We start from the raw sequence: 14,610 nt of genomic DNA on the forward strand, positions 1-14,610 counted from the left end.
CGCCCGGCCCCCGCCCCGCCCCCCCCACCTTACCTGGGGGCCCGGGGTGCCGTACGGCACCAGGGCCCCTCGACGCGTTGCACAGCGAGGTGACATGACATCGGACAACCCCCTGAATGATCGTCTGGACGACGACGACTACCCCGCCTACACGATGGGCCGGGCAGCCGAGATGCTCGGCGCCACCCCGGCCTTCCTGCGAGCCATCGGTGAGGCTCGTCTGATCACTCCGCTCCGCTCGGAGGGAGGACATCGCCGGTACTCCCGCTACCAACTGCGGATCGCCGCGCGCGCCCGGGAGCTCGTCGACAAGGGGACTCCGGTCGAGGCCGCGTGCCGCATCGTCATCCTCGAGGACCAGCTCGAGGAAGCCCAGCGCATCAATGCCGAGTACCGTCGTGCCGCCGGCGAATCGGCGAGCCGCGCCGGCTCCGGCTCCGCCTGAACACGCGGGCGCGTACCGTACCCGGAGTGCCCTCGCCGAGGGCCCCCGGGCTGGTCGAGGGAGACAGCGGCGCCGTGCCCCCGTTCAACGGCCGCGCCCCGAGCCCGCCGACGTGGAGCCGGCCGCGTCGGTCACCCACCTCCAGCGCCAGGCCGCCTTCTTTTCACCCGCCTCGGTCTCCCGCAGCACGTGTATTGAGTAAGAGAAAAATACCCAGTCTTCACCCTTCGTTTTGAGCGGGCTTTCGCGCCGCCTCCGTATTCACGGGTGCCACACAGTCCAAGTCAGCGGCGAGCAGCGCCAGTTGACAAGACAGACCAGGCATCGGAAAGGAGGGCCTCACCATGTCCTTCGCGAAGATCACGCTGGGCAAGAAGGCCAAGAAGAAGGAAGCCTGCGCCGACAAGGCCAAGCACCACCACAAGAAGAAGCACCACCGCAAGCACAAGAAACACGCCGCCAAGTAGCAGGGCGTCGAAACAACAACCGGACTAGAACGCCGTGCCGGGGTCCGTGCGCACCAGCTGCGCGACGGGTCCCGGCGCGGCGTCGGTTCGAGCAACGTGCTGGGAGTGTTTCGCACATGAGCCGAGCAGCTCCGATCGCCATGCCCGTGGCCGCACCCGGAGCATCCGCCCCCACCCGTCATGCCCGTCTCTCCCCCCTGGCCGCGTTCCGGATCTTCTGGCCGCTGGTGAGCGTCAACCGCGTGGTCGTAGTGGTCTCCGTGGTGCTGCTGGTGGTGTCGGCCGGGTGCGATGCGGCCGCGATCGGCATCGTCGGCGTACTCACCGACAAGGTGCTCGCGCCGGGCGACCTGGCCGCCTTCTGGCAACCCGCCGCCCTCTGGCTGGGGCTGGCCGCGGCCGGTGCGGTGGCCTCGTCCGCAGGCGGTTACCTCACCGGATGGTCCAGCGAACACTTCCTGCTCGGCCTGCGCGACCGTCTCTTCCAGCACCTCCAGCAGGTGCCGCCCGACGCCCTCGACCGCTTCGGCACCGGCGATCTGGTCACCCGGCTCACCGGCGACGTCGAGGCCGTCGAGTCACTGGTGGCCTCCGCCCCGGTCGACCTCGTCACCACCGCGGTGGGAGCCGTGGTCTTCGGCGCCGCGGCCTTCTGGACCAGCTGGCAACTGGCCCTGGTCACCTTCGCCGTGGCCCCCGTCATCTGGTTCGGTGCCCGGGTGTTCGGCACCCTGATGCGCTCCGCCACCCGCGACGAACGCGACAGCAACGGCCGCCTCGCCTCCCTGCTGGAGGAGAGCCTGGCCAACATGCCGCTCGTGCAGGCGTACGGCCGTCAGCAGGCGGAGCGGGGGAAGCTGCACCGGGAGGGACGGGTGTGGATGCGGGCCGGGCTGCGGCAGATCCGGCTGTCCTCGGTGTACGGGCCGGCGGGCGAGTTCATCGAGACCCTGAGCGTGCTGGCCGTGATCGGTGCCGGAGCCTGGCAGATCTCCGAACACCACCTGAGCGTCGGCGGTCTGCTCTCCTTCGCCGCCTACCTCGGCTATCTCCAGCCCAAGCTGCAGGAACTCGGCGAACTCGCGGTCAGCGCCTCCTCCGCGACGGCCGCGTGCGAGCGCCTCGTCGAGGTACTGCGCACCGGCCCCGTCGCCGAAAGCAGCCCACGGCCCGACATCCCGCCGCTCGCCGAACCGGTGCGCGGCGCCATCGCCTTCCACGACGTCGGCTTCGCCTACCCCGGCGCCGGCCACCCCGTACTGGACCGCGTCCACCTGGACATCGCCCCCGGCACGCTGGTCGCGCTCACAGGCCCGAGCGGCGCCGGCAAATCCACCCTCGGCAAGCTGCTGCTGCGCGTGTACGAACCCTCGCAGGGGCGCATCCTGCTGGACGGCCGGGACATCGCCCAGCTCCCCGTCGACGAGGTGCGCAGGCACATCACCCTGCTCCTCCAGGACAGCATGCTCTTCGACGGCACCATCCAGGAGAACATCGTCTACGGCCGCCCCGACGCCACCGCCGAGGAGGTGATCGCCGCCGCCACGGCCGCCGACGCACACGACTTCGTAACCGCCCTGCCCGCCGGCTACGACACTCCCGTCGGCAAACGCGGCAGCCACCTCTCCGGCGGCCAGCGCCGCAGGATCGCCCTGGCCCGGGCCATGCTGCGCACCGCCCCCGTCCTGATCCTCGACGAGCCCACGGCCGGCCTCGACGACGCCTCGGCGGCCCGCATCATGGCGCCGCTGCGACGCCTGACGGCGGGCCGTACGACCCTTCTCATCACCCACGACCTGCGCCTGACCGCCCAGGCCGACCTCGTCCTCCACCTGGCCGACGCCACGGTCACCCTTGTCGCCGGCCCGCTTGCGGCCACGGTCACCGAGGCCGAGCACGACGCGGCCTGAAGCGTCCACTGCCGGCCACGCGCTCTCAGGTGGGTCGGGTGGGGGCCCGTAGTTCGATCTTGTATCCGCCGTGGGGGGTGGGTTCGGCGGTGAGGGTGCCGTCGAGGAGTTCGGCGCGTTCTTTGAGGCCGATCAGGCCGTGGCGGGCGCTGGGCAGGGCGACGCAGGGGCGGGTGGGGGCGGTGTTGGTGACGGTGACGCCGAAGTGCTGGGTGTCGTGCCACAGGTGTACCTCGGCGCGGGCGCCGGGGGCGTGCTTGCGGACGTTGGTGAGGGCTTCTTGGACCGTGCGGTAGACGGTGCGTTGGGCGGTCGTGCTGATGCCGGGCGGGAGTTCGCCGGTCAGGGTGGTCTCGATGCCGCTGCCCGCGATCAGCTGCTGGAGGTCGGCGAGGGTGGGCTGGGGGGTGAGTGCGGTTTCCTTGCCGCCGGAGGCGCGCAGCAGGGTGACCATGTGGCGGAGTTCGTCGAGGGTGTTCACGCTCAGGGTGCGGATGGTGCGGGCGGTGTCGCGGGCGGCGGGGTCCTTGGCGGCGACCTGGAGGGCTCCGGCCTGTACGGCGATGAGGCTGACCTGGTGGGAGACGACGTCGTGCATCTCGCGGGCCAGTTGGGCGCGTTCGCGGGCCAGGACGGTCTGGGCGTACAGGGCGCGTTCGTGTTCGCGGGCCTCTTCGACCTCGGCGAGCTGGCGGGCCACGTCGTGCTGGGCCTGGACGAGCTGGCCGAACAGGATCGGGGCGAAGGCCGTGGCCAGCGTGTAGACGAACTGGATGAGCGTCCAGGTCCGGTCGCCGGAGAACGAGTCGGACAGGGGCCAGGCGAGGGTGCTCGCCGCCGCGTTGAGCAGGGCGCAGCCGGCCAGCAGTGGGCGGTTGCGGGTGCGCGTGGCCAGTGTGTACAGGGCGGCGATCGGCGCGACGGCCACGTCCATGAACAGGGTCATGGGCAGGGTCAGCAGGAAGACGGTCAGGGGAAAGCGCCTGCGCAGCAGCAGTCCGCCGCAGCCGACGGCGGCGCAGGCCCACATGAACGGTGTCGCCTCGCCGTAGAGATTGACCCAGGTGTCGAGCACGGCGAGCACGACGAGGCCCGCGTCGACGGCCCAGGGCGGCACCCGCCGCCACAGCGCCTGGCCTCGGCTCACCACCGGTGGTCCCGTGCTGTGTCGGTGCGCTCCTCGCTGAGCAGTCCGGCCCGCTCCGCGAGGAGCGCCGCCTGGACGCGGCCGGCGACCCGGAGCTTGGTCAGGATCGAGCTGACGTGGTCCTTGACGGTGCCCGCGCTCAGATGGATGCGGGTGCCGATGTCGGCGTTGGAGAGTCCTTCCGCGATCAGGACGAGGACGTCGCGTTCGCGGTCGGTGAGCAGGTTCACGCGCGCCACGTCCGCGTCCTGGGAGGCGCCTGCGCCCGGGTGGCTGCGCAGCAGGGCCCGCGAGGCTTTCGGGGACATCACCACGCCGCCCGCGGCCAGGGTCCGTACGAGGTGGGCGAGTTGTTCGGGCTCGGTGTCCTTGAGGAGGAAGCCCGCGGCTCCCGAGCGCAGCGCGGTCAGGATGTACTCGTCGGTGTCGAAGGTGGTCAGCATGGCCACCGTCGGCGGCTCGGGCAGACTCTGGAGTTCCGTGAGGACGGTCAGGCCGTCCACGTCCGGCATGCGGATGTCGAGGAGTACGACGTCCGGGTGCTCGCGCCGGATCACGTCGGCGGCCTGCGCTCCTTCCGCGGTCGCCACGACCTGGATGCCGTCGGCGGCGTTCAGGATCAGCTCGAACCCGGACCGCACCAGGGCCTCGTCGTCCACCACCACTACCCGGATCACCGGCGTTCCGCCTCACACTCGTCGGCTTGGTCCAGCGTCACGGCTGACCCGTACATCCCGCATCGGGGCATCCATGTTCTCGTACGGTGATCGCCTGCCGTCGACAGTACGTCCAGCGGGGCGGGCGACGGTGCGGCCGCCGTGGACACCCGCCACCCGGCAGACGGGTTCCAGCCGGTCGGCGGGAGCGCTCCGGCCCGTCGGCGGGCGAACGGGCGAGGCTCGGCGGACGGCGGCCGTGGTTCCCGTCCGGTGGGATCGGGCCGTGGGCGGTCGGCCGTCTCCCCGGGCCAGTCGTCGGGGGTGTCGACGAAGCCTGCCGGATGGTCGCCGCCACGGTTCGGCATGTACGTCGTGCACATGGCTCCCCGCTGTCGGCCACACAGGGGGTCGCCGACTGGATCCGCTACCTCGCGGACGGCCACTCGTCGGTCGGGCCCACCTCCGCGAGGCGCAACCGCAGCAAGCGCCTGATGAGGCGCCACCGGGCGAGAGCCGGTCGACCAGCGTCTTCGTGGCCAGGGGCTGCAGCAGCCCGCGGCGGCCCCGGCCAGGGCGTACGACGGCCAGGCAGAGGCCGACCAACGGCATTCACGGGGAGCCGGCCATGGTGCGGGTGGCCGCGGAGGCCTCGCCTCGGAGGAGATCTCCGATCGTCGGCTCAGTGGACCAGTGAGGCCGCCCGGGTGGCGAAAACGTGCACCCCTGCCTCATAGAACTCAGGACGGAGGACGAACAGGACACCGGCGGCCGCCACCAGCGTCAGGCCGAGAAGTTCCAGCAACCCGCCGCTGCGGGGCGTGACGTCACGGTCCCGCACGTCGAGGTCGGCCGACGCCCCGGGGACGGTCTCGGGCTCCTTGTTGCGAACATGCTGTGTCATGCCTCCAGCCTGTCCGCCCGGCCGCTCTCCGCCCATCCGACGACTGTCGGGTCCGCCCCCGCCGAGTGGCTGGAGGACACCGGCCCGGAGTGTTACCCGCCGCGGCCGGCAGGCACATCAACCGCGTGTGTCGACAACCTGTGGGTCCGGCTCGTCGGCCCCCGGGCAGCCGGTGCCGCCGGCGGCCGACGGGGGCGGGGTCGTCAGGGACCGGGCGATGGCCACCGATCCACCGCCGTGGAGCAGAACGCTGCCGAGCACCGTGAGGGTCATGGCGTACAGGGCGGTGTCGGCGTACCGCCCGTCCGGCAGAGCGTTGAACGCGAGCAGTCCGAACACGATGGAGGTGGTGCCGCGTGGGCCGAGCGCGCCGACCATGAGCCGTTCCCGCCAGGTGAACGTCGAGCCCAGGAAGGCCAGCATGATCGGAAGGACGCGTACGACGGTGAGCGCGGCGACGCAGAGCACGACGGTGGGCCAGTGGACGCCCTCCTCCATGGCCAGCACCACGGCGTTGCCGAAGAAGAACCACATGCACATCGTCGCCATCGAGTTGGTGTCCTCGATGAGCTGGAAGTCCGAGGCGTGGGGAGCCGAGGCGCCCCGGCGGCGGACCGGCGCCTGCCTGACGTAGCGGAAGGCGATCCCGCACACGAACGAGGCCACGAAGCCGTTGCCGTCCATCGCCGTGGTCACGGTGTAGGCGAGCAGCGGTGTGACCAGCACGACGATCCGCCGGGACTGCTCCGTCATCCACTGCGCGCGGTCGGCCATATTGATCAGCCACGCCACCAGCGCCCCCACCACGAAGCCGGCCACGAGGGCCTTCAGCGCGAACGGCACGGCCGTGCCGAGGGCCTGCATGGGCGTGCGGGTGGCGGAGTTGGTGCCGACGAGGATCAGGGCGAACAGGAAGAGGGGCGAGACGATGCCGTCGTTGTAGCCGCTCTCCACGTTGAGCACGCTGCGCACCCTCGCCGGGATGCGCCGGTCGCGGACCAGCGTCTCGGCCGGGGCGAAGTCGGTCGGGACGACGATGCACGCGATGAGCAGCAGCAGCGCGACCGGCAGCCCGGGCAGCAGCAGCGTTCCCAGCAGCACCATGGTGATCAGGCTCAGCGGCAGGGCCACCAGCAGTGCCCGCGCCGCGGAGCCGGGGTCGTTGCCGAACAGTCGCCCGCCCGGCAGCTCGGTGGCGTCGACGAACAGCAGGATGGCCAGGATGACCTCGGCCACATGCTGAGCGACCTCGGAGTTCAACGTGGCGGCGATGTGGCTGTGCGTGAACACACCCGTGACGACTCCCGCGAACACCAGCACCAGAGGGGCCCGCACATGCCGCTGCTCCAGCCGGCCGGCGACCAGCGACCACCCGGCCACCACCGTGGTGATCACAATCAGGACAGGGATCATTTGAATCCGCTTCAGAACTCGGAACAGACCTGCGGCCGCCCCGCCGAGACCTCCACAGGGGCGTCGACCGGCGTCAGCACAGGCAGACGGTACAGCGGACGAGACCAGGCAGGACAGCGCGGGCACTCACGCCCGGCTCCGGCTCGGCATCTCCTCGCCATGTCCGCGCGCCGCCGAGCGCGTGGAGCAGCGAACAGGATCTTTGCGCATTTCCTCTGCCTGACCCATCCCGCGGTCGGCTGTCCCACCCCCGCCGATCGGCGGGGCCCGGCGTGGCCCGAGGTGCTCTGCTCAGTCCTGCGCGCGGCAGTCGTAGAGGCCGAAGTTGCCCCTGGTGCGCCAGCCGTAGGCCCCGGAGCGGACGCGCTCGCAGTGGGACTTCACCCAGGTGGTGGCAGGGGTGGTGGGCCGCAGGTGGGTGAGCAGCACATAGCGGAGCTGGTGCGTGGCGATCAGGTTGCCGAGCTGCAAGGCGCCGGGGAAGGGGGTGTTCCCGGTGAATCCGCCCATGACGAGGACGGGTTGGGCCTGAGCGCGCAGCAGGCGCTCCGCGGGGTAGGCGGCCTGGGTCGCGAGCAGGTACTTCTCACCCCTGCGGTGCGCGATGAGGTAGTCCAGCAGTGCGGTGTCGCGGGGGCTTGGCCGGTCGAGCCCGGCCCGGCGGGGAGCGGACGGGTGATGGAGGGCCCTGCGGTAGACCTCGCCGACCGGACCCGCCGTCGGCGAGGTGGAGGCGCCCGCGTAGCGCGGGTCGAGTGAGGAGACGGCCCAGCCGGCCGGTACGAGCAGAGTGGCCGCGATTCCCGCGGCCAGAGAGCCCTGGACCATCCCCCGGGAGGCGCGTGACCCGCTGGTCCACAGGCCGATCGTCGCGCACAGCGCGAAGATCACGGCGAACGCCAGCAGCCGGGAGGCGAACCAGGTCGGCCCGTCGACCACGAAGGCCCAGGCCACCGTCAGCATGATCGCCGACGGCAGCCACAGCCGTCGCCGGCCGCCCGCCTCGTACGCGGACCGGAAGAGAGCGAACCCGCCTCCGGCGAGCGCGGCGATCGCCGGTGCGAGCACGGCCGTGTAGTAGGCGTGATTGCCGTTGGAGACGCTGAACACCACGGCATGGACGACGAGCCAGCCGCCCCACAGGAGGAAACCCGCACGCAGCGGGTCGGTCCGCGGCTCGCGGGCGCGCCAGATGAGGGCGGTAACGGCGGCTAGCACGGCGATCGGCAGGAACCAGGCGATCTGCGGGCCGACGGTGTGGTTGACGAGCATCCCCCAGCCGGTGTTTCCGGTCGTACGGCTGGCGGCTGTGGCCGGGACGGCGCCGAACGCGGTGGCGTCGTCGGTGAAGCGACTCAGGCCGTTGTAGCCGAAGACCAGACTGAAGGGGTTGTTGTTCGACGTGGCGTCGACGTACGGGCGGCTGTCCGCGGGAGTCACCCATGCGATCAGCGCCCATGAGCAGGAGACGGCCAGCGTGACCGCACCGCCGAGCAGCAGGCGCCGAGCCCTCTGCAACGGCGGGTCGGGCGCGGTGAGTTGATGGACCACGGCGAAGACCGGCAGTACGAGCCAGGCCTGCAGCATCTTCGTCTGGAAGGCGAGCCCGACCCAGACGCCGCACGTGATCAGCGGGAGCAGCCGTCCGGTTCGTGCCGCCTTCTGCAGGGCGCCTGCCGCCGCCACCAGCAGCAGGGTGAGTGCGGTGTCCGGGATGGTGGCCCTGTTCAGTACCACGGTGACCGGAGTGAAGGTGAGCGTCAGCGCGGCGATCAGCGCGGCGAGCGGCCCTGCCCAGGCCCGGACGATCCGGTGCAGCAGCCATACGGTGAGCACGCCCTCGATCACGTGGGGCAGCGCGGCCGCCCACGTGTGCGGCCCGAAGATCCATACGGAGACGGCATCGGGCCAGAAGGCGCCGGGCAGCTTGTCGAGGGTGATCGAACCGCTGGTGTCGAGACCGCCGAAGAAGAAGGCCCGCCAACTGGTGGCCATCGACCGTATCGCCGCGCCGTAGTAGGGGTGGATCGCGGCGTGTCCCATACCCCAGGCGTACAGCAGTGCGGCGACGCCCAGCACCGCGGCCAGCGCCGGGCGTTCCCAGCGCGCCGGAGCTTCCGGCCGGTCGGCGGGGCGGTGCGATTCCCGGCGGAGGCCGTGGGAGCCGGTGCTCCGGGCGGTGGGGATGGCGGCCATGGCGAAGGTCCCTGGATCAGTGTCGAGGCGGAACGGCAGGTGAGAGGCAGCGGGTTGCGCGGGGGGCCGCCGCCGATGGAGGTGGCCGCCCCGGCTCAGCGCGCGGAATGCGCCAGTCGTAACCGGGTCCGTTCCGGGCGCCGTCCGGCGATCGTCGGGTGCACCCCGCGCCTCACACCGGCTGCGTCCCCGGACAAGGACCAAGGCTTCGCGCCCGCCCGGTCGGAGTGCGGTCACAGGCGGCGGGCCGCGCGCAGCCCTTGGGCGTAGTAGCCGTCGCCGTCGAGCCGTGAGGTGCCGCCCTTGTCGCCCATGGTGGGGCCGCCCGCGTTCTTCCGGCTGGAGATGAAGCGCGGGTGGTCGGCGGTGTCCAGGCCGAGGTAGATGCCGATGTGGCCGATCCGTGCGCCGGGCAGCTCCCGTGTGCTGAAGAAGACCAGGTCGCCGGGCTGGAGCTGCTGGATGACGGCGGGGCGCCGGCCGGTGAGGGGGAGCACGGGTACGCCGGGCCGCCCGCGGGCGATCGCGTCGGCGGTCCGCTCGAGCCCGCCGCCCGCCGTGCCGTCCCTGCTGTTCAGCGGGAACCCCGAGCGGTATCCGTACACCAGCCGGACATAGCCGGAGCTGTCGACGGAGCGCGCGCGGTCCTTCTCCGGGCGGCGGGTGACCGCGTCCGGGAAGGTCCAGGGGATGCCCAGGTAGTCGTAGAAGTCCGAACCCGTGCGCCGCTTCCCCTGCTGAGCACGCCCGGAGTTGCCGGTCGTGCCGGGGGCGTAGCGGGCGGCACCGCTGTATCCGACTCCCGCTGCCGTCTTCCGGGCCGGGGCACCCGCGAGGTAGTCGAAGGCCGTGGCGAGGATGTCGGGGTCGCGGCTGCCGAGCCGCGACCTGAGCCAGGTCCCGAACCAGCCGCTGCGCTCCGCGCCAGGGGCCCAGGCCTTGGGCAGCAGCCGCACCCAGCTCCTGGTGACGACCTTGGCGTCCGTCGTACGCGGCTCCGCGAACGTCCTGCTGGGCCCGGTCAGTACGGCCGTACGGGCGCCGTCGGTGAACGTGGCGACGACGGTGCCGTGCCGGTCGCGGGCGATCGTGCGGGCGGGGTTGCCGATCCGCTCGAAGTGCAGTGGGCCGCTCCTGGCCCGGATTACGGCATCCGGTGACGCCGGTGCTGCCGGTGCTGCCGGCAGTGAGGCCGCCGGATGGTCGGTGCGGTGTCTGAACTGCAGGGTCAGCACGCAGCTCGCCGCGAGCAGGACGGCTGTCACCAGGAACAGGGCCGTGTTCCTCGGTAGCGAGAACCTACGGATTCCGGGCGGCAGGCGTTTCACTGGTCAACTCCGTAGGGCGGGAAGGAGAGAGGGCGCCGCATGTCGGGGACGGGGCGGCTCATGACGTGGGCAGGGCGCCCAGCAGCAGCCCGGACACCAGAATCACGTACGCGGCGAACGTGACCGCGCAGGTGGAGAGGACGGTCGCTGCCTTGGGCTGCCTCTCCAGCTGGTAGGCGATGAGACCGGGGACGATGAACCCGAGGGCCTGGTGGGCGAACAACAGGGGGAACTGCTGCTGCAGCAACAGGGAGAGACCGGCCTGGAGCAGGACACCGATGAGCACGACCGCGGCGAACAGCCGCTTGCCGTAGAGGATGACGAAGCGCTGCAGCAGCTTGGTCAGCAGGTAGGTCAGGCCTGCCACGGCCGCGACCATGGCGGCGCGCCGCAGATCGCCGACGAGGGTGAGGGCGAGCCAGCCGGGGGTGATCATGCCGCCCGGTGAGAGGTTCGTGGTCAGGTAGCACAGGAGGGAGAAGACCAGACCGAGTGCGATGCCGATGGCGGCGATCTGCGGGGTGACGACTGCGGGGATCAACGGGATGCTCCATGGGAGGAGTTGTGGTCGGCGGAGTCGGCGGCGGCATCGGGGTGGTCGGGCGCGAGTGCCGCGAGCCGCTCCAGGAAGAGTTCGCCCTGGCCGTGGATGTTGCCGATGGCGACGAGTGAGGCGTCCGGCCCCAGGTGGGCCAGCAGATCCGTGGTGAGCCGGTCGGGGTCGCGGCGGTCGCCGCCGAGATCGACGACGTTCCCGGTCCAGTGCGCCGGTATCGCGTCGGCTGCCGACTTGGTGGGGTGGCCGATGAGGAACACCGTGTCCGGGTCCAGCTGGGGGATGAGCGCGCCCATCTGCCCGTTGCGCTCCACACGGTCGGGGCGGCAGTTGATGACGACGTGCAAAGGACGGTGGATGGCGCCCAGTTCGAGCAGCTGCGTGATGTTCATCAGCGTGGACTCGGGGTCGTTGGCGGCGAAGACGTTCGCGAAGCGCAGCCTGTTTCCGTCAGGGGTGCGGTACCGCTCGACCGACAGCACACCGGGGTCCGGCGGCGCCTCGTACATGCCCTTCAGCGCGGTCGCGCGGTCGACGCCGAGCAGTTCGGCGACCGCGACGGCGATGGCGACGTTCTCCTTGAAGGTGAACCAGCTGAAGCCGCGCAGTTCCTCGTCGGTGACGGTTTCCGGGTCGGCGTAGACCAGCCTGCAGTTCCGGGCGTCGGCCTCCTCCTTCAGGATGTGGAAGCGCTCCTTCTCCGCGGTGACGCAGACGCCGCCATGCGGCAGGGACCGGCACAGGGAGCGGGCCACGTCGTCCAACGTCGGTCCCATCTCGGCGAGATGGTCCTCGCGGACGTTGCACAGCACGCCGATGGTGGAGCGGATCAGCTTGGTCTGGTTGATCTCCTGGAGTGCGGGCATGACGGCCATGCACTCCATGACCAGGACATCGGGCCGGTAGCCGGCGGCCCGCCGGACGATGCCGATCTGCTCGACGACGTTGGCGATGCCGAACTTGCGGTGGACCGGCTCCTCGGTGGCGTCGGGGTGGATGAACCGGGCCGCGGTGCCCGTGGTCTTGGCGACGGTCACCAGGCCGCTGCCGCGCAGCGCGCCCGCGCACAGCCGGGTGATGGAGGACTTGCCTCGGATGCCGTTGACCAGCACTCGGGTGGGTATGACGGCGAGTTTGGCGTCATGGCGGCGCTGTTCGACGATGCCTGCGACGAGCAGGCCGACGCAGCACGTCGCGAGGACGCAGTACAGGAAGAGCACGGCGGGTCAGCTCCTGGGACCGGGGCGGGACGGGGAAGTGGAGGAGGGGTGCGCCCCGCCGGTGCGCGCGAGTCGCTGTCTGATCAGTTCGAGGCTGCGGGCGACGGATCCCACCTCGTCGTGGTAGCGCGGGTAGAGCACCGTTGCGCGGTCCCCGGCCGCCAACCCCTCGGCGCCCTGGGCGACTTCACGCAGCGGACGTACGACGACGAGATGCAGCCAGCCGAGGCAGAGGGCGCCCGTGGTCACCCCCAGCAGACCGACGAGCATGATCCGCCGCTGTGCCTCGTACTCGGGCAGGCCGATCCAGAACACCGGCCTGATCGAGGCGACCTTCCAGCCGAGTGCGCTCGCGACGCCCCTCTTGTCGTTGAACGGTGCCACGGCGGCGACCGCCGGATCCCGCCAGCCGAGCAGCAACTCGGCGGAGCCCTTGGCCGTGCGGACGGCGTCCAGGCGGTTCCGCAGCCGGCCGTCGGAGACCCGCCCGAATGCCACGAACCCCTTGTTGGACGCGATGACCCGATGCGCGGAGTCCACCAGCCACACCGAGCCGAGACCCGGTCGGTTGAGGATGCCGGCCAGGTACTGGACCTTGAACTCGCCCACGACATAGCGGTGTTGCGACTTCGCCGATGCGCCCTTGCCCTGCTGAGGGGCCACGGCGGCGAGCACCGGTTCCGTGCCGGAGGTGTTCGTCTGCCTGACCCCGGACCTGATGCGGACCTTCTCCGGGGTACGGGGTTCGCCGCCGGCGCGGACGAGGATCTTGCCGGCGCCGTCGACGACGTACAGGGACCGGTACCGGCCGTGCTGTTCCAGGGAGCTGTCGAGGATCCTGCGAGCCTCCTGTGACCGGGAAGCGTCGATCACCGTGGCGAGATGGGCGAGATCCGCGTATCCGTCGTTGATTCCCCTGCGCACGCGATCCGCCGTCGTCTCGGTGCGTTGCCGTTGGTCGTCGGAGATCAGCCGCGGTACGACCGCAGCCGGGTGCGGCAAGGTGCTGCCGAGCGTCAGCAGCATCGCCGTGGGCCAGGCCAGCAGGGCGAACGCGCACACCACGAGGACGGTGCGCAGTCCGAGCCGACGCCGGTCCTTGGCCGATGGCTGCGCGGCCGTCTCCTGCGACTGCCCGTCCCTGCGTCGGAGTTGACGGCGCAGTACCTCCAGCGCGGCGCCGACCCGGGCGGGTTCCCCGAAGCGGGGCACGCGGACGGGAGCTGTGAGGTCGCCCGAGCCGATCCTCTGCGCGTCGCGTCGCAACCGCAGCACAGGCCGCTGCAGCACCATGTGGAGGGCGACGGTGACCCCGACCGCGAGGGCCAGCAGCACGGCCGCGGCGAGGAGGGCGAGACGAAGGTCGCCGGTACCGACCCCATGACGCTCGGTCCGCACCGTCGTGACGACCGTCAGCCCGAGTGCGCTGCTCGGACTCTCCTTCGTGGCCGGCCCCCGGGCGACTGAGGCGTACCCGACGGCGGTACGGGTCTTGCCCTCCGCCGCCCCGACGAGACTGCCGCTCGGACCGTCGAAGCCGCCGGCGGCGGTGTCCGACGGTCCCTTGCCCTGCGCCTCGCGGGCGGCGGTGCCGGCCAGCGCCTTGGCCCGGTCGGTGCCGGATCCCGTCCCGGTCGAGGCGAGAACGGCCCCGTCACGGTCCACGACGTCGAGGGTGTGCTTCCTGCCGACGGAGATGCCCGGCGGCTTCAGGCTCTGGGAGGCGACGAGCAACTCCTGTCTGCCGCCCTGCGACAGCGTCGCGAAGGCGAGCAGCCGGGTGACGCCCGCGTCGTCCCGCACCAGTCTCGGAGGCAGGTTCGCCGGCAGCCCACGGAGGTTCACCTTCCCGAGCGGTACGGCCTCGCCGTGCGAGGCGAGCAGCCGACCGGTGGACAGGTCGACGACGGCGGTGCCGCGCCACTTGCGATAGGCCCGGTCGAGGCGGGTCAGCATTCCGTCCGCCGGTACGGGCCTGGAGCCCGCGAAGTCCGCGGCCGCCGCCCGCAGATCGGTGACGCTCTGGTCGACGGAGCCCTGCAGCGCGACCGCCCCGTCCTCGGCGATGTGCTGCTGGGAGCTCAGGACGGCCTCGGGAACACCCCGTTGGGTGTCGCTCCCGACGGCGAACACCGTCAGGCCTGCGACGAGCGCCAGCAGAACCGGCAGGACCACCAGCGGCGGCCGCACACCTCCCAACACAGCCATGTCCGCCCGACGCGGAGCCGGGCCCTGCGTGGGTATCGGGGATCGAGTGGTGGTCAAGAAGCATCGTGACTGCTCAGCAGGTCGTGTGACCTGCCGCTGATCGGATCGTTGGTCTGTTCGTGGGCCTGTCGAAGCGTCGTCCGTCGTACGACGATCTCGT

At 71.3% G+C, this 14,610-nt stretch carries 12 protein-coding genes; 3 read left to right on the plus strand and 9 right to left on the minus strand.

Features of this window, described 5'->3' with window-relative positions; translation table 11 throughout:
* The first annotated feature begins 94 nt into the window (after nt 1-94).
* The 3 genes from AB0N07_RS46555 (at nt 95) to AB0N07_RS46565 (ending at nt 2,822) form a co-directional block, all read left to right on the plus strand.
* The gene (locus AB0N07_RS46555) at nt 95-445 is read left to right on the plus strand and encodes a MerR family transcriptional regulator (protein ID WP_365846314.1); all 351 of its coding nucleotides are present in this window, start codon (nt 95-97) and stop codon (nt 443-445) included.
* A gap of 344 nt (nt 446-789) precedes the next feature.
* Entirely contained in the window at nt 790-912 is a 123-nt protein-coding gene (locus tag AB0N07_RS46560; RefSeq protein WP_365846316.1) for a hypothetical protein, read from the plus strand.
* Nucleotides 913-1,028: 116 nt separating this feature from the next.
* Nucleotides 1,029-2,822, plus strand: coding sequence for an ABC transporter ATP-binding protein (locus AB0N07_RS46565; RefSeq protein ID WP_365846318.1), 1,794 nt, complete (start codon nt 1,029-1,031; stop codon nt 2,820-2,822).
* A gap of 25 nt (nt 2,823-2,847) precedes the next feature.
* Here AB0N07_RS46565 and AB0N07_RS46570 read toward each other — a convergent pair whose 3' ends face one another.
* The 9 genes from AB0N07_RS46570 to AB0N07_RS46610 form a co-directional block, all read right to left on the minus strand.
* Nucleotides 2,848-3,969, minus strand: coding sequence for a histidine kinase (locus AB0N07_RS46570; RefSeq protein ID WP_365846320.1), 1,122 nt, complete (start codon nt 3,967-3,969; stop codon nt 2,848-2,850).
* On the minus strand, nt 3,966-4,634 hold the full coding sequence (locus tag AB0N07_RS46575) for a response regulator transcription factor (RefSeq protein ID WP_365846336.1): 669 nt from the start codon (nt 4,632-4,634) through the stop codon (nt 3,966-3,968). The genes AB0N07_RS46570 and AB0N07_RS46575 overlap by 4 nt, the downstream gene beginning before the upstream one ends.
* A gap of 673 nt (nt 4,635-5,307) precedes the next feature.
* Nucleotides 5,308-5,529 (minus strand): hypothetical protein, encoded by a 222-nt coding sequence (locus AB0N07_RS46580; RefSeq protein ID WP_365846322.1) that lies wholly within the window; start codon nt 5,527-5,529, stop codon nt 5,308-5,310.
* 117 nt (nt 5,530-5,646) lie between these two features.
* Entirely contained in the window at nt 5,647-6,942 is a 1,296-nt protein-coding gene (locus tag AB0N07_RS46585; RefSeq protein ID WP_365846324.1) for a cation:proton antiporter, read from the minus strand.
* Nucleotides 6,943-7,233: 291 nt separating this feature from the next.
* Nucleotides 7,234-9,138: a glycosyltransferase family 39 protein gene (locus AB0N07_RS46590; RefSeq protein ID WP_365846326.1), complete on the minus strand. Its 1,905-nt coding sequence runs from the start codon at nt 9,136-9,138 to the stop codon at nt 7,234-7,236.
* 233 nt (nt 9,139-9,371) lie between these two features.
* Complete coding sequence (locus AB0N07_RS46595; RefSeq protein WP_365846328.1) at nt 9,372-10,466, minus strand: NlpC/P60 family protein; 1,095 nt, start codon at nt 10,464-10,466, stop codon at nt 9,372-9,374.
* 58 nt (nt 10,467-10,524) lie between these two features.
* Nucleotides 10,525-11,007 carry a poly-gamma-glutamate biosynthesis protein PgsC/CapC gene (locus tag AB0N07_RS46600; RefSeq protein WP_365846330.1) on the minus strand — a complete coding sequence of 161 codons (483 nt, stop codon included), beginning with the start codon at nt 11,005-11,007 and terminating at the stop codon, nt 10,525-10,527.
* Complete coding sequence (gene pgsB, locus AB0N07_RS46605; RefSeq protein ID WP_365846332.1) at nt 11,004-12,242, minus strand: poly-gamma-glutamate synthase PgsB; 1,239 nt, start codon at nt 12,240-12,242, stop codon at nt 11,004-11,006. The genes AB0N07_RS46600 and pgsB overlap by 4 nt, the downstream gene beginning before the upstream one ends.
* 6 nt (nt 12,243-12,248) lie before the next feature.
* Nucleotides 12,249-14,450 (minus strand): HAMP domain-containing protein, encoded by a 2,202-nt coding sequence (locus AB0N07_RS46610; protein ID WP_365846334.1) that lies wholly within the window; start codon nt 14,448-14,450, stop codon nt 12,249-12,251.
* Nucleotides 14,451-14,610 lie beyond the last annotated feature (160 nt).

This window comes from Streptomyces sp. NPDC051172 (assembly GCF_040682555.1).
GTDB lineage: Bacteria > Actinomycetota > Actinomycetes > Streptomycetales > Streptomycetaceae > Streptomyces.

Bases quoted from the DNA above. Each gene is read 5' to 3' on its own strand.
- AB0N07_RS46565 (WP_365846318.1), top strand. From the start codon at position 1,029: ATGAGCCGAGCAGCTCCGATCGCCATGCCCGTGGCCGCACCCGGAGCA.
- AB0N07_RS46580 (WP_365846322.1), bottom strand. From the start codon at position 5,529: ATGACACAGCATGTTCGCAACAAGGAGCCCGAGACCGTCCCCGGGGCG.
- AB0N07_RS46555 (WP_365846314.1), top strand. From the start codon at position 95: ATGACATCGGACAACCCCCTGAATGATCGTCTGGACGACGACGACTAC.
- AB0N07_RS46585 (WP_365846324.1), bottom strand. From the start codon at position 6,942: ATGATCCCTGTCCTGATTGTGATCACCACGGTGGTGGCCGGGTGGTCG.
- AB0N07_RS46610 (WP_365846334.1), bottom strand. From the start codon at position 14,450: ATGGCTGTGTTGGGAGGTGTGCGGCCGCCGCTGGTGGTCCTGCCGGTT.
- AB0N07_RS46590 (WP_365846326.1), bottom strand. From the start codon at position 9,138: ATGGCCGCCATCCCCACCGCCCGGAGCACCGGCTCCCACGGCCTCCGC.
- AB0N07_RS46560 (WP_365846316.1), top strand. From the start codon at position 790: ATGTCCTTCGCGAAGATCACGCTGGGCAAGAAGGCCAAGAAGAAGGAA.